Source organism: Paracoccus sp. S1E-3 (genome assembly GCF_013868135.1).
Classification (GTDB): domain Bacteria; phylum Pseudomonadota; class Alphaproteobacteria; order Rhodobacterales; family Rhodobacteraceae; genus Paracoccus.
This window is the reverse complement of record NZ_JACEMU010000008.1, coordinates 22723-42204: the sequence shown is the minus strand read 5'-3', so window position 1 is coordinate 42204 and position 19482 is coordinate 22723. Positions and strand designations below refer to the sequence as shown.

At 61.6% G+C, this 19482-nt stretch carries 16 protein-coding genes and 2 pseudogenes; 16 read left to right on the top strand and 2 right to left on the bottom strand.

Annotated features, from left to right (window positions below; translation table 11 throughout):
• The first annotated feature begins 6 nt into the window (after positions 1-6).
• The 15 genes and pseudogenes from H1S04_RS12030 (at position 7) to H1S04_RS11960 (ending at position 15890) form a co-directional block, all read left to right on the top strand.
• Entirely contained in the window at positions 7-750 is a 744-nt protein-coding gene (locus H1S04_RS12030) for an IclR family transcriptional regulator (protein ID WP_181745812.1), read from the top strand.
• A gap of 173 nt (positions 751-923) precedes the next feature.
• The gene (locus tag H1S04_RS18735) at positions 924-1448 is read left to right on the top strand and encodes a hypothetical protein (RefSeq protein ID WP_255435599.1); all 525 of its coding nucleotides are present in this window, start codon (positions 924-926) and stop codon (positions 1446-1448) included.
• A 578-nt stretch (positions 1449-2026) separates the two neighbouring features.
• Entirely contained in the window at positions 2027-2839 is an 813-nt protein-coding gene (locus H1S04_RS12020; RefSeq protein ID WP_181745811.1) for a TIGR04255 family protein, read from the top strand.
• 1 nt (position 2840) lies between these two features.
• On the top strand, positions 2841-3569 hold the full coding sequence (locus tag H1S04_RS12015) for a hypothetical protein (protein ID WP_181745810.1): 729 nt from the start codon (positions 2841-2843) through the stop codon (positions 3567-3569).
• Between the two features lie 12 nt (positions 3570-3581).
• Positions 3582-4106, top strand: coding sequence for a hypothetical protein (locus H1S04_RS12010; RefSeq protein WP_181745809.1), 525 nt, complete (start codon positions 3582-3584; stop codon positions 4104-4106).
• Positions 4107-4732: 626 nt separating this feature from the next.
• Positions 4733-6802: a DNA methyltransferase gene (locus H1S04_RS18520; RefSeq protein ID WP_298948786.1), complete on the top strand. Its 2070-nt coding sequence runs from the start codon at positions 4733-4735 to the stop codon at positions 6800-6802.
• Positions 6803-6806: 4 nt separating this feature from the next.
• Positions 6807-7631 (top strand): hypothetical protein, encoded by an 825-nt coding sequence (locus H1S04_RS11995; RefSeq protein WP_181745808.1) that lies wholly within the window; start codon positions 6807-6809, stop codon positions 7629-7631.
• Positions 7632-7645: 14 nt separating this feature from the next.
• Complete coding sequence (locus H1S04_RS11990; protein ID WP_181745807.1) at positions 7646-9736, top strand: 3'-5' exonuclease; 2091 nt, start codon at positions 7646-7648, stop codon at positions 9734-9736.
• 351 nt (positions 9737-10087) lie between these two features.
• Complete coding sequence (locus H1S04_RS11985) at positions 10088-10843, top strand: SDR family NAD(P)-dependent oxidoreductase (RefSeq protein ID WP_181745806.1); 756 nt, start codon at positions 10088-10090, stop codon at positions 10841-10843.
• 187 nt (positions 10844-11030) lie between these two features.
• Positions 11031-12281: pseudogene (locus tag H1S04_RS18730) on the top strand (site-specific DNA-methyltransferase); the annotation flags it as partial.
• Positions 12282-12332: 51 nt separating this feature from the next.
• Positions 12333-13013, top strand: coding sequence for a type IV toxin-antitoxin system AbiEi family antitoxin domain-containing protein (locus tag H1S04_RS18725; RefSeq protein ID WP_370521530.1), 681 nt, complete (start codon positions 12333-12335; stop codon positions 13011-13013).
• Complete coding sequence (locus H1S04_RS11975; protein ID WP_220185213.1) at positions 12952-13803, top strand: nucleotidyl transferase AbiEii/AbiGii toxin family protein; 852 nt, start codon at positions 12952-12954, stop codon at positions 13801-13803. The genes H1S04_RS18725 and H1S04_RS11975 overlap by 62 nt, the downstream gene beginning before the upstream one ends.
• Positions 13804-14075: 272 nt before the next feature.
• Positions 14076-14297 (top strand): annotated as a pseudogene (locus tag H1S04_RS18950) (hypothetical protein); the annotation flags it as partial.
• A gap of 455 nt (positions 14298-14752) precedes the next feature.
• Entirely contained in the window at positions 14753-14920 is a 168-nt protein-coding gene (locus H1S04_RS18720) for a hypothetical protein (protein WP_370470516.1), read from the top strand.
• 91 nt (positions 14921-15011) lie between these two features.
• A complete protein-coding gene (locus tag H1S04_RS11960) occupies positions 15012-15890 on the top strand; it encodes a DMT family transporter (RefSeq protein WP_220185212.1) in 879 nt (292 codons plus the stop codon).
• A gap of 220 nt (positions 15891-16110) precedes the next feature.
• Here H1S04_RS11960 and H1S04_RS11955 read toward each other — a convergent pair whose 3' ends face one another.
• Positions 16111-16305 carry a DUF1127 domain-containing protein gene (locus H1S04_RS11955; RefSeq protein WP_181745837.1) on the bottom strand — a complete coding sequence of 65 codons (195 nt, stop codon included), beginning with the start codon at positions 16303-16305 and terminating at the stop codon, positions 16111-16113.
• Between the two features lie 69 nt (positions 16306-16374).
• On the opposite strand from H1S04_RS11955, the gene rarD reads away from it, so the two are divergent.
• Entirely contained in the window at positions 16375-17265 is an 891-nt protein-coding gene (rarD, locus tag H1S04_RS11950; protein WP_181745836.1) for an EamA family transporter RarD, read from the top strand.
• Positions 17266-17684: 419 nt separating this feature from the next.
• Here the strand turns inward: rarD and dld are convergent, their stop codons facing one another.
• Positions 17685-19385: a D-lactate dehydrogenase gene (gene dld, locus H1S04_RS11945; protein WP_181745803.1), complete on the bottom strand. Its 1701-nt coding sequence runs from the start codon at positions 19383-19385 to the stop codon at positions 17685-17687.
• Positions 19386-19482 lie beyond the last annotated feature (97 nt).

Genomic DNA, 19482 nt, shown 5'->3' with positions numbered 1-19482 from the left:
TCAGTTATGAGTAAATCGAACCCTTTGGATCGGGCCTTCAGGATTCTGGATATTGTCGCCAGTTCGGGCCGGGAAATGTCGCTGGTCGAAATCGTCAACGCGGCGCGGCTGCCGCAGTCCTCGACCTTTCGGCTGGCCGCGAACCTCGCCGAAAGCGGGATGCTGAAATTCGATCCCGGCACCAAGACCTATTCGGTCGGCTCGCGCGCCCGGCGGCTGAGCATGTTCATCTCGCGCGAAAAATCGCTACGGGTGGTGCTGGTTCCGGTGCTTGAGGCGCTGGCCTATGAGGCGGGCGAGACCAGCTTTTACGTCTCGGCCTCGGAAAACGGCAATCAGCTGCTGGAATTCGTGGTGCCGAACAAGGGCGCGAATGCCTTTATCCATCCGGGCTTTGAATTTCCGGTCCATGCAACGGCGGCGGGCAAGGTGATCCAGGCCTTTTCCGAGGACCCCGCGCCCCGACCCGACGCCCATCTGCAGGCCTATCAGCCGCATACGATCGTCGATCCGAAACGCCTGTCCCAGCTTTACGCCGAGATCCGAAAATCCGGCTTCGCCATCAATGACAGCGAGCTGGACAAGGATGTGTTTTCCGTCTGCGTTCCGGTCCTGATTGGAAATCTGGTCGCGGGTGCGCTTGGCCTTGTCGGGCCGTCAAGCCGCATCGGCGCCGAAAAGCCGGAAGTCGATCTGCTGGTCGAAAAGCTGCAGGCATCCGCCGCCGAAATCGCGACGCTGGTGGCCTGATTGCGCCTTGAATCGGCCTCTGCTTGCATTGTTCTCCGACACTTAATTACCTGTCCTTCAGCATCAGCAACAACGGAACCGCCGATCCCAGCGGCATGGAGCGGCGGACTAGCTAGGTGTTTGATCCCACGGTTTGATGGTGTGATCCTTTCTTTGGAATGGAAGGATGCCCTATGGAACAAGTTCGTCAAGGCAGCGCCACGACCACGCACGCCGTCAGAGCAGCGAAACAGCGATCGCAAGCTTCTCTCGCGCAGCTGAGCCGGGAAGCGGGGATCAACCCCAAGACCGTTGCGAAGTGGCGCAAGCGCGCGACGGTCGAGGATATGAAGACCGGACCATCGGAGCCAGGATCCATCGTGTTGACCGAGGATAAGGAGGCGATGATCGTTGCGTTCTCGACCGGTCAACCCTACCGCCTGCGCGGCGAGATCGCTGGCAGTTCGATAGGTCGCCTGCTCGCGCCTGGCGATCTTGGATTCCTGTTCTGCGCGCCATTGTCGTGGGCTGATATGCCGGCGCCGTTTCGGCACCTCGACCTCGGCTGGCCACAACACATCCGGCGCGCCCGACGCCGCATCGGCGCGCCGGATGTGTTGAACCTGGCGGCCTTGCGGATGTCTTCCGCCTCGCATTTGCCACGCACCAGCCCCAACTCGGCGAACCAATCCCCGACACTGTCCTGCGCGGCCTCATAATCGCGGATCATGGCATGCTTCGAGGGTTGCAGGAGACGGCGACCGTCCTTGGCCATCACGCGCGGCATGATCACCGCATGAACGTGATAGACCTCTTCGTAGAGATCGGCGCGGGCATATCTGAACTGGGTGTTCGAGCAGATGGCCAACGGCTTGGCCCGGTCGCAGTATGACACGCTGCTACCGTGGAACTGTCCGAAGGGTCGCTTCGGTATCGAGTAGTCGCGAGGCGACAGTGACGAAGCCTCATGAACCTGCCCGGCTAGAGCCGGGCGGGCTATCCGTGCTGCGCATCGCGAGACGGAGCAACCAACGTCCGTTTCGCAGGGCCGTAGGCAGAAAGGGCGGTCATTTGCTGCGCGGGCGACGAATGGCCAGTTTAAAGCTGCGCGAGCGCCGCGCCGCGGATTGGGTCCCCTTTTGGCGAGCCCAGCTTACACCTATCCGGTCAGTGTGGACATTTCTACACGCGCGCAACGCGCGGTGCATTACGGGATTCTTAACCTCGTAGGTTAAAAATCGCTACTTCACATTCTACTTCATATGCTATACTCCGCCAAGAAAAGAGGGCGAACAACATGGCAGATCGTTGCGACGACCCCCTCTTCGGGGAGGTTCCTGATCGCGTACTCCTGAGCGACGCACCCTTGGTGCGCGTGCTTGGGCAAGTGAAATTCCCTAAGATCATCAAGGTCGCGGAAGAAAGCTACATAGCGGATTTCCAAGAGGCGATCCGTGATGAGTACCCGCATTTTCAGAGCGACATGATCCAAGGCGTGGACATAGTTATCAATGGCAACGAAGTTAAGCCGCGGCAAGTCACCACTGTTATCTGGCGCTTTTTCGATGCGGACAGAGTGCTGCGCGTGTCTTTAGGACCCGATGCGATCACTTTAGAAACGGCAAGCTATGTGTCCCGAGATGATTTTCTTTCGCGGTTCGAGTTTATTCTTGGAAAGCTCGTCGATACCATTCGCCCCAAGCTGGTTCAGCGCGTTGGTTTTAGGTACGTTGACCGCATACAGGATTCCGCCGACGTTGAAGCTTTATCGGATTTGGTTCATCCTGAGCTTCTTAATGTCCTGCAATCGGGATTGGTCCAACACATCGATATTTCGATGACCGAGATCACGGGCACGACGAAAGAAGGAAAAATTATCGCCCGATACGGTCTTGCGCCTCCCAATTTCAGCCACGACTTAGAAATGGCACCTCCCGTTGGTGTGAAGAGCTGGGTGCTCGATGTGGACTCCTACAGCACAAATTGTGAGGGGCGGAACTTTGATACCCAAATGCTGTGTACCGAACTCGACAAGGTTGCTGCGCGCGCCTATGCTTTCTTCCGGTGGAGTGTGACCGAAAAATTCTTGGAACGTTTTGGAGCCAAGTGACATGTTGATTAAACAACTTTCCGCAGGCGCGGCATCCGCCGCGATCCTTTTTGCTCCGGCTGTGAGTGGGGTAACTCGATTTGATGTGATGGCTGAAGCCGCACCCGACGTGGCAGCACCGTTCTCACATGGGCAAAGTTTCAAGGTGTTCGAGCGAGACATTCAAGCATTCGCCATGCGCCAAGAATACCTTGAAGGCAGTACTGCACTGAACATTCCAGTGTCTTTCTCCGTGGAGAACAACGAGCCGACCGCGAACACAACACCTGCCGAATTGGTCCACGAACTTCGGCAGATCTCTGGGCTGACATGGGCTCAGATTGCGGAGGTGTTCGACGTGTCCGCGCGCGCTCCATATCACTGGGCGTCTGGAAAGACTGTGTCCGCTGAAAATCATGAGCGCTTGGGGCAAGTCGTGACCGCTCTCAGCTTCATCGACAGAGGATCGGCCGAAGAGAACCGCAATCTGCTTCTGGGTAACGCGCGACCGGGGCAAACCTTTTTGGATTTGCTGTGTGGCGGAGAGTATGAAAGGGTCCGCGCACTTGCAGGCAAAGGTGTGGGCCGTCCTACCTTCGGGTCTGCATTGACCCAGGACGCCGAGAGGTTCAACGCGCCAAGGCATTGGGGAGATGCTATCGAAGCGTTGAGCGGAATGGACGAAACAGAAATCTTGGCGCTCAGTCAACCGAAGTTGCGGCGTGCGAAAGCACGTCGAAACAAGGCATAAAGGAAGTGCCGGTTGACCGAGAAATCATCGGAGAGCGACGAAGGTTTTCTGGTTCGCCTTGCTGAATGGCAGCAAGGCGATTTCGCTCTTGGTTGTGGCGACTTCCTGTTTCGCGACATCTCCAAACTGACAGATGAAGGCGAAGACGACGGAGGCGCTGTATTAGACTCCGAGATAGTCGGATTTGCTGTCATATCTCAGACTTGCGACGTGGTGCGGGATCCAGAGCGCATCCGGTATGTCTCTGTTTGCCCGATGGTCGTTGTGGACGCAAAACGTATAGGGCAGATCGAACGAGGCCAAGCACCTCGTTTCGGCTTTCTGTCCGCAACGCCAGACGGAGTAGTTGTCGATTTCTCTCGCACGATGAGTGTGACCAAAGACCTTCTGGTGTCTTGGGAGCGGCAACGCGGGTGCCACGACGAAAGCCAACAGCTCGAATTTTCTAGAGCACTTGAAACCTTCTTTGGTCGATTTGCTTTTCCAGACGCCTTCGTGGCATCGGTGGCATCTTTGCGCAATGCGATCCTTTCCTAGTACCCGAAAGGCGAATCTGATCTCGGTAAAGCCGTTCGTTCTATTCGCGAGATCCGCGCACACCCGCACGCGAGTTGGTCAGGTATGGCTGCAGTTCCGATTACCTTCATCGCGATACTTGAGGATGAAGGGAAGCGAGAGCTGGCGGATCGCGAAGAGATCAGGAAGCAAATTTGGCCAAAGATCAGAGCTATTGATTGGCAGGGACCATTCTCATTGCACGAAAACGGTCTCCACTTGGCCACGTTGAGTGATTTGGCGGCCGCCGACTATCTGAACTCATACCCTCTCGACGTAAACTCACTGTCGTACGCGCGACGGTACATCGCGTAGATCTTCGTTTAGAGGTCAGCGAAGCAGCGCTTCTCCCTTTTCCAAAGCTGCCGTTCGCAGTGCCGCATTCGAACTACTGCTCTGGGACGAAGAGGCTGCATGGTGGCGTTTCATCTTGGCGCGTAGCGCCAAGATAGGCCTATGGCCAGATAAAGAATAGGTCGGTCAGGAGGGGTCAGTTGCAACGCTTACTGCCCCTCTCGTCGATTTCCGAAAAAGAATTGCGCATCAGCGTAATGATGACAACCGACCAGAGACTGGGGCCCAGGCATTGAATCAGGACAAACAGGCTGATGGGCTTGAACAGGCTTACGCCGCGTGGAAGCTTGGGGTTCTCGTCCCATGTCGAAGCTTACCGCGAATACCATGCCGATCGCCCCGGCGCGCCCGCTCAGACCCTTCAGCCCGTCGGCGATATTCTCGCCGACGCCGCGGGTGACGAATGGCGAGTATATTCGCTCGATAATTTGACCTCGCAAAGTGCGGGTAGAGAGAAAGGCGAAGGTGCTGCATCTTGGTTTCCCGTTTACATCGACGGCAGAACCCTTCGGCCATCAATGAGCGTCCGATGGAAAACCAATGAAACTGGCATGCAGCGCCTAAAGATTGCCGGACGTCTGGAAGCCACTCAGGCCAGGTTAGGATACGTTCGCTTTCTTGATGACTTCCCCGCTCTGGCAATAACGAACCGTTGGGATGACGTCTCGGCCAGCTTTATGGCTTCCAAGATTTATGTTGTTCAGACCTCTGCAACTGTCGTTCAGCGCTGCATCCATATGACCACCGACCCCGGCGATCTGGTGCTCGATCCTACGTGTGGATCCGGCACAACGGCTTATGTCGCCGAACAATGGGGGCGGCGCTGGATTACAATCGACACGTCCCGCGTCGCCGTGGCGCTCGCTAGGACGCGACTTATGGGTGCGCGCTACCCCTATTACCTCCTTGCCGATAGCCCCGAAGGTCAGGAGAAGGAAGGCGAGATCACCCGCACACCACCTAAGACCGCACCGACCTTCCGCAGTATCCGCCAAGGATTTGTTTACCAGCGCGTGCCTCACATAATGCTGAGCAACATCGCATCTAACGCCGAGATCGACGTGATATGGGATAGGATGCAGCCTGCGGTCGAGGATGCCATCGCCGCCCTGAATGCGGCCCTTGCAGGCCATTCAACCCCCTTCAAAGTGGAAATCGGCGGTCGCGCGGGCGCGAAGATCGACTTCACCGCGAGGGGTGAGGTCAAACTCCCCTCCGGCGAAGTGGCCCCGGCGAACGGCCTGATGGAATGGGAAATCCCCCGAGAGGCCCCATCAGGCTGGCCCGCCCCCGCGCAAATCGCCCTAAAACGGTTCTGGGAGGCGCGCATCGCCCGCCAGCGCGAAATCGACGCCAGCATCGCCGCCAAGGCCGAGTTCGAATACCTTTACGACAAACCCTACGACGACAAATCTAAAGTCCGCGTCGCAGGCCCCTTCACGGTGGAAAGCCTGTCGCCTCACCGGACCCTTGCCGTGGATTGGGATGACGAGCTGATCGACACGCACGAGGCCGCCGAGGGTAAGCGCAAGGCGGCCGAGGCCCCGCGCGACTTCACCGACTTCGCCCACATGATCCTGGAAAACCTGAAAGCCGCAGGCGTGCAGCAGGCGCACAAGGAGGATCGGATCACCTTTACCAGCCTGAAGGGGTGGCCCGGCAACTGGATCGCAGCCGAGGGCACCTTCATGGAAGGCGACACCCAGCGCCGCGCGGGCGTGTTCATCGGCCCGGAGTTCGGCACCGTCAGCCGCCCCGACCTGGTCGCCGCCGCGCGCGAGGCAGGCGACGCCGGTTTCGACGTGCTGATCTGCTGCGCCTTCAACTACGACGCCCATAGCAGCGAGTTCGACAAGCTAGGCCGTATCCGCGTGCTGAAGGCCCGGATGAACCCCGACCTGCACATGGGCGGCGACCTGAAATCCACCGGCGCGGGCAACCTGTTCGTGATCTTCGGCGAGCCGGATATCCGGATCACGGATGCCGGGGATGGCATGGTGCAGGTCCAGGTCTTCGGCGTGGACGTGTTCAAGCCCCAGACCGGTGAGGTGCAGAGCGAGGGGACGGACGGGATCGCCCTGTGGATGCTGGACACCGACTACAACGAGGAGTCCTTCTTCGTCCGCCATGCTTATTTCCTCGGCGCCAACGACCCCTACAAGGCGCTGAAGACCACACTGAAGGCCGAGATCGACGAGGAGGCTTGGGAGAGCCTGTATTGTGACACCTCGCGCCCGTTCGCGAAGCCGAAGTCGGGGCGGATCGCGGTGAAGGTGATCAACCACCTTGGCGACGAGGTGATGAAGGTGTTTGCGGTGGAGTGAGACAATGAAGGCGCCGATTAGCAAGCCGGTCAACGATACACAGCGCGCGTTCAACGAGCTCTGCGAAAAGGGTGGTGGGGTGAAAGGTGGCCCGGCCCGCGGCAAGGTATTGGCACTGCTGAAGGAGTCAGGCCAGTCTCTCAACAAGATGGCCACGTCCGAGATGACCTCTCATCTGGCGGCCTTTCCCTCTGCCAACCCCTGGCATGTCTGCTTCGCCGTTGGCCTGTCCTGGGGCCACCTGGCTCAACTGGACCTCGAGTTCACGGAAGCTGTCTGCAACGTGCTCTCCGACTGGAACATAGCTGACCTGAACACCGCCAAGAGCTTCCACCTCGAGCGGGGCCCGACACCGATCGAACAGTCGCTGACGGGCGCACACATGCTGTTCGGAAAGGTCACTCTTCCCAAAACCCTGCCAGATACGCTGGATAAACTCGGCAGGGCGCAAGAGCGGTGGCTCAGCCCGATACTGAATCCCAAGGAACGACCGCCGTACATCGGCGCGTGGAATGCGACCTCAATGTTCATGACTGCCTTGTTCGGTCAGCCTGCCCTAGCGACCTCGCAAAAATCACCACCACCTATGTTGCCACCTGGGGGGCCAATTTTTGCCGGGCTCAAGCTGCTTCACAGTACCAGTATACTCAGCAAATCTCCGGCTGGCAGCGAACTGGACGATGCATCATTCGAACCTGGCGCAATCTACGAAAACAATGGGCTGTTTGCTGAGCTCTGCGCTCAGCTTGCGGACTGGAGTCTGATCGACGTGCACTCGGGCGTGTACATGCTCGGCACTAGGCATCCGCATTCAGGCAACTGGGTATAGGGGTTGGCGAGCACATGGAATTTCGGATCGCCGACACCTTCACCGACAGCCTTGGCCGCCTGACTGCGCAAGAGCAGAAGGCGGCCAAGACCACCGCTTTCGACCTGCAACTGGACCCGACCTCGAACGGACTGTCCTTCCATAAACTGGATCGCGCAAAGGATGCGAACTTCTGGTCGGTGCGGGTGAATGCTGACATCCGGATCATCGTCCACCGCACGGCCTCTAGCATCCTGCTGGTCTATGTCGATCACCACGACGACGCCTACAAATGGGCCGAACGCCGCAAGATTGAACGCCACCCGACCACGGGCGCCATGCAGCTTGTCGAGGTGCGCGAGCGGGTTGAAGAGGTGGAAATCTTCAAGCCCAAAGAGGTGGCCGCTACACCGGCGCCTGTCACAAAGCTCGCGGCCCGCCTTTTCGACAATCTGCGCAAATTCGAACTGATGGCCTTTGGCGTGCCCGAGGAATGGGTGAATGACGTCCGGGCGGCCACCGAGGACACATTGTTCGACATCATCGAGCACTTGCCGCAAGAGGCGCAGGAGGCTCTGCTGAAACTGGCTGTGGGCGAGAAACCGCAACCGCCAGAGCCTGTGCCCGCCGAAGCCGACCCCTTTGCCCACCCGGACGCCCAGCGCCGCTTCCGCATTCTGACCAACGCCGAGGAACTGAAGCAGGCGCTCGACTATCCGTGGGACAAGTGGGCGGTCTTTCTGCATCCGGCCCAGGCTGACCTTGTCGAGCGATCCTTCTCCGGTCCGACCCGGGTTTCGGGTTCAGCCGGGACAGGAAAAACCATCGTGGCGCTGCATCGTGCGGTCCATCTTGCCCGTGCCAATCCTTCTGCCAAGGTCTTGCTGACGACATTCTCCAAGCCGCTGGCGAATGCCCTGCGCAGCAAGTTGGCCAGCCTCGTGGGCAACGAGCCCCTCGTTTCGGCGCGGATTATCGTGAAGGCGGTGTCGGCAGTTGGGTATGACCTCTATTCCGAGCGGTTCGGACAACCACAGATCGCCCCTGCTGCACTGGTGGACTCGCTGATCACAAAGGCAGCGGCCGAGGTCGAAGGGCACCGGTTCTCCAAGCAGTTCCTGATGGGAGAGTGGGCCGACGTTGTGGACGCTTGGCAGCTTCGGTCCTGGGAAGATTACCGTGACGTCTCGCGGCTGGGCAGGAAGACCCGGATCGGCGGCAAGCAGCGCGAGACCCTTTGGACCATCTTTGAACGCGTCCGTGCTGGGCTCAGAGAGCGCGGCGTTGTGACATGGTCTGACGTCTTCGGCCGTCTGGCAGACAGTTTCGGCCAAGGCAGCACACGCCCCTACGACTTCGCCGTGATTGACGAAGCGCAGGACCTCGGTGTGACCGAGGCGCGGTTCTTCGCCGCCATGGCAGCAGGGCGAAGCGACGGTCTCTTCTTCGCCGGAGATCTTGGCCAGCGCATCTTTCAACAGCCCTTTTCCTGGAAGGCGCTTGGCCTTGATGTCCGCGGCCGCTCTTTCACGCTGCGCATCAATTACCGCACATCACACCAGATCCGCACACATGCCGATCGGCTCCTGCCGTCAACCGTTTCGGATGTCGACGGAAACACGGAAGGGCGGCGCGGCACGGTGTCCATGTTCGATGGGCCTCCGCCCATGGTCTTGGCCTGCAACGATGATGATCATGAATGCCGCTCGGTTGCACGCTGGATCACTGGTCGGCTGAAAGAGGGCTGCGCGCCGCGGGAGGTTGGTGTCTTCGTCCGGTCGGATGCAGAACTGAAACGTGCGCGTTCTGCCGTGAAAGCTGCGGGCGTTCGTGCGGTCGAATTGAGTGAAAAAGTCGAAGTGGAGGACGGGGCAGTCGCCATCAGTACAATGCACTTCGCCAAGGGGCTGGAGTTCCGGTCAGTGGTGGTCATGGCCTGCGACGACGAGGTGATCCCGCAATCAGAGCGGATCGAGTCAGTGGCTGACGACGCGGACCTCGAGGAAGTCTACAACACGGAACGGCACCTGCTCTATGTCGCCTGCACAAGGGCGAGGGATCACCTGCTGGTGACGGGCGTCACTCCCGTATCGGAGTTCGTCGACGACTTCCTCAAGGGCAACTGACCAACGAGGAGGGATTGCCTCCCCCCTCCTTTGGTTCCTCCCCGGCCCCAAACGTATGCGGGGGGGCGCAGCGCGGCAGTTCGCTAGCGACTGGATTCTTAGCCGGGGAATCCACTTGGAAGCCACCCTGAGGGCCGTCAGACAAAAAATCATTACAAGTCATGCGCTTGCCAAATCACGATCTTGGCGAGGTGGATTCCCGACCGGAATCCACCCTGGCCAGTTTTGGGAATCCACTTGGCACGGAATCCAGCCCGAAATTTCCATCGTGCCACCCGCACCGCGTGACATCCTCCCGATGGGCTGGCTATCCTGTGGCTTACGAACTAATGGCAGGCGAAGGAGGAAAGCATGGATCTGCGTTTTGATGGCAAGACGGTGATCGTCACCGGTGGCGGCTCAGGCATCGGGGCAGCCACGGCAGAGGAATTGGCCAGCAGTGGCGCAACCGTCGTCGTCGCGGACCTCAACCTCGAGCATGCCGAACAGGTGGTGAAGGGCATCACTGACAAGGGCGGGAAGGCCTATCCCTTCGCCGTCGATGTGGCCAAGGCCGATCAGGTGAAAGCCATGGTCGATTTCGCCGTGGCAAAGACCGGCGCGCTTTACGGCATCGTCAACAACGCCGGAATTGGTGGGCCTGCAGCCCCGACCGGCAGCTATGACCTCGAGGGCTGGCAGAAGGTCATCGACATCAACCTGTCTGGCGTTTTCTACGGCATGCGCTTTGCCATCCCTGAGATTGAGAAGGCAGGCGGCGGCGCGGTGGTGAACGTGGCCTCCATCCTCGGCTCGGTCGGCTTTTCCAATTCCACTGCTTATGTCAGTGCCAAGCACGCGGTCGTCGGCGCGACAAAGAACGCGGCCCTCGAACATGCCGCGGGCGGGGTGCGGGTCAATTCCGTCGGTCCCGGCTTCATCCACACACCGCTGGTCGCCAATGCACTGGATGAGGCTACGCTCAAGTTCCTCGAGGGCAAACACGCCCTGAACCGTCTCGGCCGGTCAGAAGAGGTGGCCGCGCTGATCGTCTTCCTGCTTTCGGAACGGGCCAGCTTCATCACGGGCTCCTACCACCTCGTCGATGGCGGCTACACGGCACAATAACAGGGGCCGGAGTCCACGCGGCAGGCCAAAACCGGGAATCGACAGAAGCACTTGAATCCGCTTCATTTTTCCTGTTGACAGACCTGCCCCCATTGACCTAACCCTTGATCATCGAAGAATTGCGCCCGGAGGAACCCCCTCGCGGGCGCTTTTCGTTTCCCCTCCCCCACATCCAGAGCCGCATCCCATGGACCTCGTCTTCGCGCCGAGCCAGGTTGAATCTTGGCCGATTGCCCAGCTGCGCCCCTATGCCCGCAATGCCAAGATGCATGGCGATGATCAGGTGGCCAAGATCGCCGCCAGCATGGCCAAGTTCGGCTGGACCGTGCCCTGCATGGTGGCCGACGACGGCGAGCTGATCGCGGGCCATGGCCGGGTGCTGGCTGCGACCATGCTCGGGCTGACCGAGGTGCCGGTAATCCGGCTCAGCCATCTCGACGCGGCGGAACGCCGGGCCTACCGGATCGCCGACAACAAGCTGACGGAACTGGGCGAATGGGACGAGGCCATGCTTCGCGACGAGATCGCTGGGCTCTTGGCCGAAGATTTCGACCTGACGCTGCTCGGCATCAGCGACGATGACCTCGACGCGCTTTTGCGGGATCCCGAGGCGCTGGGCGGGGAAGGTCCGGTCGAGGGCGAGGACGATGTTCCGGAGCTTCCGGTCACGCCGGTGTCGGTGCCGGGCGACCTCTGGCAGCTGGGCGCGCACCGGCTGATCTGTGGCGACAGCACCTCGGCCGATGTGGTGGGGCGGCTGCTGGGCGATGTGCGCCCCCTGCTGATGGTGACCGACCCGCCCTATGGCGTGGAGTATGACCCCTCCTGGCGCAACCAGGCCGGGGCCGCGAAGACGAAACGCACCGGCAAGGTGCTGAACGACGACCGTGCCGACTGGCGCGAGGCATGGGCGCTGTTCCCTGGCGACGTCGCCTATGTCTGGCACGGCGCGCTGCATGCGGGGACCGTGGCGGACAGCCTGACCGCTGCAGGCTTCGCCATCCGGTCGCAGATCATCTGGGCGAAGGATCGGCTGGTCCTCAGCCGCGGCGATTACCACTGGCAGCATGAACCTTGCTGGTATGCCGTCCGCGCCAAGGGCAAGGGCCATTGGGCCGGGGACCGCAAGCAGACCACGCTGTGGCAGATCGCCAACCGCGATCAGGATGCCGACACGGTCCACGGCACGCAGAAACCGGTCGAATGCATGCGGCGGCCGATCCTGAACAATTCCAGCCCGGGTCAGGCGGTCTATGAACCCTTCATGGGCTCCGGCACGACGCTGATCGCGGCCGAGACCACTGGCCGGGTCTGCTTCGGCGTGGAACTGAACCCGGCCTATGTCGATGTCGCCGTCGAGCGCTGGCAATCCTTCACGGGCCAGGAGGCCATGCTGGCGGAGACTGGCGACCTGCGCAGGTTGCTTGAAGCAGAGCGACATGTTACAAAACCTAGGACAGGATGCACTTGTGTCCGAGGTTTTGTAACCATGCTTGCGACGGATCAGGGCCAGCGCGCCCGCATGATCGACTACATGGAAGTTCATGCGCCAGCCCGTTCAAGGGATCTGGCGTCCATCGGCGTGAGCGGAACCACCATCGCGAGGGCGGTGGCAGATGGCGTGGTGGTACGGATTGGGCGGGGCCTATATCAGCTGCCAGGCAGCGAGCCAGACCTTCATGCAGGGCTGATCGAGATCGCCAAGCTTGCACCCAAGGCCGTCATCTGCCTGACCTCGGCTCTATCCTTTCATCAGCTTACCGACCAACTTCCACGCCGGGTGTGGATCGCCATCGGCGCCAAGGACTGGGCACCGAAGATCGAATACCCTCGCATCCGCATCGTGCGTTTCCGTGAGCCCTACCTGACCAATGGCACCGAGGTCCATCGGATCGGAGAGGCGGAGGTTCGGGTCTACTCCATAGCCAAGACAATTGCCGACGCATTTCGGAACCCGAAGCTTGTAGACCGATCGGTTGCCATTGAAGCGATGAAGGCCGCGCTAAGCGCCAGGAAGGCAACGGCAGGCCAGCTTGCCGCAGCAGCTCGCGAGAACGGCGCGTGGAACCAGATGCGCCCCTATCTGGAGGCACTGACATCCAATGGCTATGCAGCCGAAAGATGTCGCGGCCTCCGTGCGTCAGCGTCTGCTGAACCTTGCCCGTGCTGAAGGTCAGCTGTTCGACGTGGTGCTGGTGGCCTTCGGCCTCGAACGACTGGTGTACCGGCTGTCGGTCTCCGAATATCGCGACCGCTTTGTCCTGAAGGGTGGCATGCTTGTCACCTTGTGGACGGCCGACACTGGCCGCTTCACCCGGGACATCGACTTCCTGGCGTTCGGCTCGGACGAGGAGGCAGAACTGAAGACTGCCTTCTCCCAGATACTCGCCATAGATGGCGATGACGGGCTGGTCTATGACATTGAAAGCCTGACGGCCGTCGCCATTCGAGAAGACCAGATCTATGGCGGGATGCGGCTCCGGACCGAAGCCCGCTTGGGCAACACGCGCATACCGATCACCGTGGACCTCGGCTTCGGCGATGCGTTGGCCGATCCGCAATTCGAGATCGAGTACGGCTCCCTGCTCGACTTTCCAGCCACATCGATCCGCGCCTATTCACCAGCAACGGTCATCGCCGAGAAGCTTCAGGCCGTGGTGGCGCTGGGCTTGGCGAACAGCCGGATGAAGGATCTGTATGATCTGTGGACGCTGCCGAAATCCATCGACATCGACACGGGCGACCTCGCGGCCGCGATCCGAGGAACCTTCGCTCGACGCTATACGATTGTTCCAGCCTCCTGCCCTGTCGGCCTGTCGGAGGAGTTCTCGACCGATCCGGCGAAGATGACGCAGTGGCGGGCCTACTCTGGGGGCACGGCTCTCGAAGGGCGGCCGCTCGCGGAGGTTACTGCGGAAATCTGGGCTTGGCTTGAACCGGCATGCAGGGCGGCGGCATGATTGCCGCGTTCTGCGCGATCATGTTGCCCGTGTAGGGGGCCTCGATAAACGTTGACCAGCTGTTGACAAGAATTTGGAACGACAAAAGCCGAGCGTTTAGCTCGGCTCTGAAGTCTTTGATCTTACGAATATTTTTGGTTGCGGGGGCCGACAACCGCCGCAACCTACCCATGCGTAAATGCACGACTTAATCCCGAAGATCATGCATCTTCTACGCGGCGAGCAGACGGTGCTGGGGCTACCCATCGCCATGCCTTTAGTGCAGCAATCCCCTGCACGCCCCCCGCGGCCAATCGGGCGCCAGGACCCTCACAGGCAGGACGGATGAATTTCGCAAGGACGCGGTGCCGGGTTGCGAATGATATGGGGGCAACTTGCCGACCTTGAACAAATGGGTGAATGCAGACCGCGACACGGATATGCTATCGGCCGAGGATTGTGAACTGGCGCGCGAGAACGAACGGCTCCGGCGCGGGATCCGCATCCTCAAGGACTTGCACGGATCAGGAAACAGTCCGGGGGACTGTTTGCGCGCAGCAAGAGGGACATCCCGAAAAACCGTCACGGACCCCAGCGCCCCTGTGCGCGGTAGCAACAGCTTGTGCCAGGCTGGCGGGGACGGGCAGATGCCGACTGCTTATTGGTGGGATGGACCCCGTTAAAAAACGTGGAACATGGGCGGATGCGCACTTGAGAGTGACGACGCTGCGTTGTCAGCGATCGCGATCGAGGCAAGATGACGGACTTGCATGACCCACGCCCTTCGTTCTGTTCGAAGGGGATGCCATGACCCGATTACGACCAAAGACCACTCGGATCTGAAGATGGTCAATCCCAAGGCTGCGGCGATCGACATCGGTTCGACCATGCGCATGGCAGCAGTGAACCCCAAGGGCCAGCGGTATGCCTGTCAGGCCATTTGGCACGTTTCACGCAGGATCTGCATGATATGGCCGACTGGCCCATGGACTCCGGCGCGACCAGCATTGCCATGGAATCCACCGGTGTCTACCGGATCCCGGCCTTCCAGATACTTGAAGCACGGGGTTCCGAGGTGATTTTGGCGAATGCCCGATATGCCAGGAATGTGCTAGGCCGCAAAACGGATGTCCTGTGACGCAGAACACGCCCTGCCGGCAATCGCCCTTGAAACGGCTGCATGAACGGATGATGAGAGGCGTGTCGATGTTCAGCGGGGATAACGCAGCATGGAAATTCAACTCTCGCGGCGCGATGCGGTCTGGAACCTGCGCGGCGCGCTGTTCATGGTGCTGGCGATGGCCTGCTTCACGGTCGAGGACAGCTTTCTCAAGGCAGCCGCGCAGACCCTGCCCGTGGGCGAGGTGCTGATCTCGTTCGGGATCATCGGCGTTCTGGCCTTTTCCGTCATGGCGATCCTGGCGGGCGAGCAGCCTTTCTCGGTCGCGATGCTGTCGAAGTTGATGCTGACCCGCTCTGCCTTCGAGATCGTGGGGCGGCTGTTTTTCATGCTCGCCATCGCGCTGACGCCGCTCTCGACCGCCTCGGCGATCCTTCAGGCGACGCCGCTGGTGGTGATCGCGGGCGCCGCGCTGGTGTTTCATGAGCGCGTGGGCGCTGCCCGCTGGATCGCGGTGGCGGTGGGCTTTGTCGGCGTGCTGCTAATCCTGCGCCCGGGGGCCGAGGGCTTCGGCATGCTGTCGATCTTCGCGGTGATCGCGACGCTGGGCTTCGCCGGCCGCGACCTTGCGACGCGCGCGGCGCCCATGTCCATGTCGCATCGGCAACTGGGCGTGCTGGGTTTCCTGATGCTGATCGTCTCGGGGCTGATCGCGCTGCCCTTCGGGCCTGCGCCGGTCTGGCCGGGCCAGGCAGCGGCGGCCAGCGTGATCGCCGGATCGCTGAGCGGGGTCGTCGCCTATACCGCGCTGACCATCGCCATGCGCACGGGCGAGGTCGGGGCGGTCACGCCCTTCCGCTATACCCGGCTGGTCTTTGCGATGATCGCCGGCATCGCCGTCTTTGGCGAGCGGCCGGATATCTGGACACTTGCCGGGGCGGGCCTGATCATCCTGGCCGGCGTCGCGGCACTGACCAGGTCGCGATAGCCCGCCACAGCAGAAGCCCCGTCAGTTGGGCGCGGGATTGGCGCGGGGCGCATCGGCCGCCATCCACCCGCTGCGACCGCTCACACAGCCTTGCGCATGATGACAGGCCGTTTCTTTCCTGCCCTGGACTGCGAACATGCGGAACCTCGGACGTCCACCGCCCGCGCATGAAAAAACCCCGAGGCTGCGCCGCGGGGTCTGTTCATTGATCGGGCTGGCTTCATAGGCCGCGCGCAACGCGTTCGATATCGCCGCGGGACAAGCCGATATCGCTCAGTTCGCGATCCGTCAGACGGTTCAGTTCGCGGCGGGTGATGCGGGCATCGTTCCAGGCGGCGACCGTCGCCGTCACGCGGGCAAAGACCGAACCCAGACCAGCGGCAGCACGGTTATGGCTCATTTCGACAGCGGACATCTCGGCACCTTTTCTCATCTTGCCCATCCTGCGGGCATGTTTCGGACAAGGCGGATATAGTCCGCGCACCTGGTCCTGGCGATCCTGACCTATGTCCTCTGGGGCTTTCTGCCGCTTTACATGAAGGCGCTGGCGCATGTCCCACCGGTCGAGGTCGTCGCCCATCGGGTGATCTGGTCGCTGCCCATCGCGGCGGCGGTGCTGATTTGGCAAGGACGCACGGCCGAGGTGACCGCCGCCCTGCACGCGCCGCGCCTGCTGGCCATGGCGGTGCTGACGGCGGCTCTGATCTCGGTCAACTGGCTGATCTATGTCTGGGCCATCGCCAACGATCACGCGATGGAGGCGGCGCTGGGTTGCTATATCAACCCTCTGTTCAGCGTCTTTCTGGGGGCGGTGCTGTTGAAGGAACGGCTGGGCCGGACACAGCTGGCGGCCATCGCGCTGGCGGCGGCCGCCGTCGTCATCATGACCGTGCAGGCGGGCCGCCTGCCGCTGGTGGCATTGGGGCTGACCCTGTGCTGGGGGTTCTATTCCTATTGCAAGAAAAGCCTGCCGCTTGGCCCCAACCAGGGCTTCACGCTTGAGGTGCTGGTGCTGTGCCCCTTTGCGGCGGCCATCCTGCTGTGGCTGGGGCTGACCGGACAGTCGCATTTTGGCACAGGCACGGCCGCCGACACGTTGCTGCTGGCGGGCTGCGGGGTGGTCACGGCCGTTCCGCTGATGCTCTATGCCAATGGCGCCAAGCTGGTGCGCCTGTCCACCGTCGGCATCCTGCAATATATCGCCCCGACGCTGATCTTTCTCTACGCGGTGCTGGTCTTTGGCGAGCCGTTCGACCAGTCGCGCCGGATCGCCTTTCCGCTGATCTGGGCGGCGCTGGTGCTGTATTCTCTTGGGTTGTGGCGGCAATATGGCGCCGCGCGCCGCAAGGCCAGGGTGACCGGCCGGATGCAATAGGCGCGCCGGGCGCAATCGGCATTGAACCAGCCAAAGGATACGGTGCTGTTCGAACCCGTCGTCGTGCCGGATTTGCGGTGACGGAAGCCAAAGCATCAAGCACCGACCGCCGCCGGTTCCCCTGCCAATGGCTGCTGCCACGCGGCCGATAACTTGGATTGTTGTCTGCGGCGGCTTTTCTTCCTGATGCGCGCGGCGGTTCGTCCCAGAATGGATTTTCGCGCAGAGCGCGGCAGCGATGCATCCTGACATCCTGCCCCGGCGTGGCGGCACCGCACGCGCGGGCTTCGTTGGCGGCGTCCTTCAACTCGACAAGCTGCATGGCTCTGTCGACTACAGACGGGTTGGCGAGGACGTCTTTCGCGATCTGGATCTTGAGCGGGGGCACCCGTCCTGATCTGCCCCAGGTCGACGAAATATCAGGACCAATGCGCGCATTTCGAGGTCTGGCCGATGCCGGGGTTCAGGCTGTTGGTCGGGTCGATGGACCGATAAAAGCCCGCCAGTTCCGGCTTGGCGCGATACAGGTGGCCGACATTGTGCTCGGCCGGATATTCGGCGCCGCGTTCGTCCAGCAAGCGCCACATCTCATGTTCCACTGCCAGGCAGTCGTGACCCTTGTTCACGACATAATCCTGATGGAAGACGTGGCAGAAGAAATGCCCGTAATACAGTTTCTTGCCGATCTTCGCATCCAGATCCGCGGGCAGCACCTCTACCCAATCGCGGTCGTCGCGGCGCAGGGCGATGTCCAGCGCCACGATGTCCTCGACCTGCCGGGCATGGATGGCGCGATAGCGCACCGCCGCACCGGCCACCGCGAAACGATGCAGAAAGGCGGCCGCCCCCTCGGCCGGGGTGCATTCGAACATGTCGCCATTGGCCGACGGGAACAGCCCCGACAGATAGGCGCGCGCCTCGCCGATGCCCGCCCCGCCCATGCGCAGCAGCAGATGGTGTTCATAGCGGTCGCGGAAATCGTTCATGCGCGCGGGCAGGTGCTGCGGGAACAACCCGGCCACCGCCTGCGCCAGCCGGTCCGACAGCGTGGTGCCCAGCCACAGCCGTTCGGTCAGCGCATCCATGCGCGCCTTGGCATTGAACAGCGCGGGCATCCGGTCGGTGCCGGCCTTCCGGATGAACAGAAAGGTGTCCTTGCCGTATTTCGCCGCCACGTCATAGGCTTCGCGATGGATGTATTCGCCGGCGATGGGCAGGCTGTCGAATTGCGACAGGATATGGCGGCGGATCTCGGTCAACTCGGCCGGGTCGTTGGTGCCGATGTAAAAGACCGCCGTGTCCTTTTCGGCCTGAAACGTGTCCAGCCGCACGGCGAAGACCGCCAGCTTGCCCGCGCAGCCCGCGCTTTCATGCAGCCGCCGGGGATCGGCGTTGAACCGCGCCGGGGTGGGCGCATCGACCTCACGCACATGGCTGGCATATTCGCGGTCCGAGGCCCAGGCGTCGGTCGGCGCGGGCGGGGGCAGGTCGCCCGCCTCGACGCGGGCCAGGATTTCCTCGGGGTCGTCGCCCAGATCAAGACCCAGATGGTTGACCAGCGCGACCGAGCCATCCGCGCGGACTTCGGCATAAAGCGTCATCTCGGTATAGGCCGGGCCGCGCCGGATCAGCGCGCCGCCGGAATTGTTGCAGATGCCCCCCAGGACAGAGGCGCCGATGCAGCTCGACCCGATCACGGAATGGGGCTCGCGCCCCAGCGGGCGCAGGGATTTTTCCAGAGCGTCCAGCGTCGCGCCGGGCAGGCAGACGACCTGCTCGCCGCCGCCCAGCAGATGGATGCCGCGCAGGCGCATGACGCTGACCAGCACGATCTCGCGGTCGTAATCCTCGCCCCATGGGGTCGAGCCGCCCGTCAGGCCGGTATTCGCGGCTTGCAGGATCACCGCCCGCCCGGCCGCGACGGCGGCGTTCAGAACCCGCCACAATTCGACCAGCGAACCGGGCCGGACCACAGCCGCGACCGGACCGGAGCCATAGCGGAAACCGCGGGTAAAGCGGCGGGTGGTGCGCGGTGCGGTCAGCACATTGCCCGCCCCCACGATCCCGGCAAGCCGGTCCAGCAGCGCGGCACGCGTGGCGATCTGTTCTGTCGTCGTCATCCGGGATCTTCCTTCTTCCGGCTCCAGAGGGTGGCGCGCCCCGTGGCCATGAATCGGGCCAGCGGCGGAGACCACGAAGGGCCGCCGCCGCCGACAG

Bases quoted from the DNA above. Each gene is read 5' to 3' on its own strand.
- H1S04_RS11990 (WP_181745807.1), top strand. From the start codon at position 7,646: ATGGAATTTCGGATCGCCGACACCTTCACCGACAGCCTTGGCCGCCTG.
- H1S04_RS11955 (WP_181745837.1), bottom strand. From the start codon at position 16,305: ATGTCCGCTGTCGAAATGAGCCATAACCGTGCTGCCGCTGGTCTGGGT.
- H1S04_RS12015 (WP_181745810.1), top strand. From the start codon at position 2,841: ATGTTGATTAAACAACTTTCCGCAGGCGCGGCATCCGCCGCGATCCTT.
- dld (WP_181745803.1), bottom strand. From the start codon at position 19,385: ATGACGACGACAGAACAGATCGCCACGCGTGCCGCGCTGCTGGACCGG.
- H1S04_RS18725 (WP_370521530.1), top strand. From the start codon at position 12,333: ATGCTTGCGACGGATCAGGGCCAGCGCGCCCGCATGATCGACTACATG.
- H1S04_RS12020 (WP_181745811.1), top strand. From the start codon at position 2,027: ATGGCAGATCGTTGCGACGACCCCCTCTTCGGGGAGGTTCCTGATCGC.
- H1S04_RS11960 (WP_220185212.1), top strand. From the start codon at position 15,012: ATGGAAATTCAACTCTCGCGGCGCGATGCGGTCTGGAACCTGCGCGGC.
- H1S04_RS11995 (WP_181745808.1), top strand. From the start codon at position 6,807: ATGAAGGCGCCGATTAGCAAGCCGGTCAACGATACACAGCGCGCGTTC.
- H1S04_RS18735 (WP_255435599.1), top strand. From the start codon at position 924: ATGGAACAAGTTCGTCAAGGCAGCGCCACGACCACGCACGCCGTCAGA.
- H1S04_RS18720 (WP_370470516.1), top strand. From the start codon at position 14,753: ATGGCCGACTGGCCCATGGACTCCGGCGCGACCAGCATTGCCATGGAA.
- H1S04_RS12030 (WP_181745812.1), top strand. From the start codon at position 7: ATGAGTAAATCGAACCCTTTGGATCGGGCCTTCAGGATTCTGGATATT.
- H1S04_RS11985 (WP_181745806.1), top strand. From the start codon at position 10,088: ATGGATCTGCGTTTTGATGGCAAGACGGTGATCGTCACCGGTGGCGGC.
- H1S04_RS18520 (WP_298948786.1), top strand. From the start codon at position 4,733: ATGGGCTTGAACAGGCTTACGCCGCGTGGAAGCTTGGGGTTCTCGTCC.
- H1S04_RS11975 (WP_220185213.1), top strand. From the start codon at position 12,952: ATGCAGCCGAAAGATGTCGCGGCCTCCGTGCGTCAGCGTCTGCTGAAC.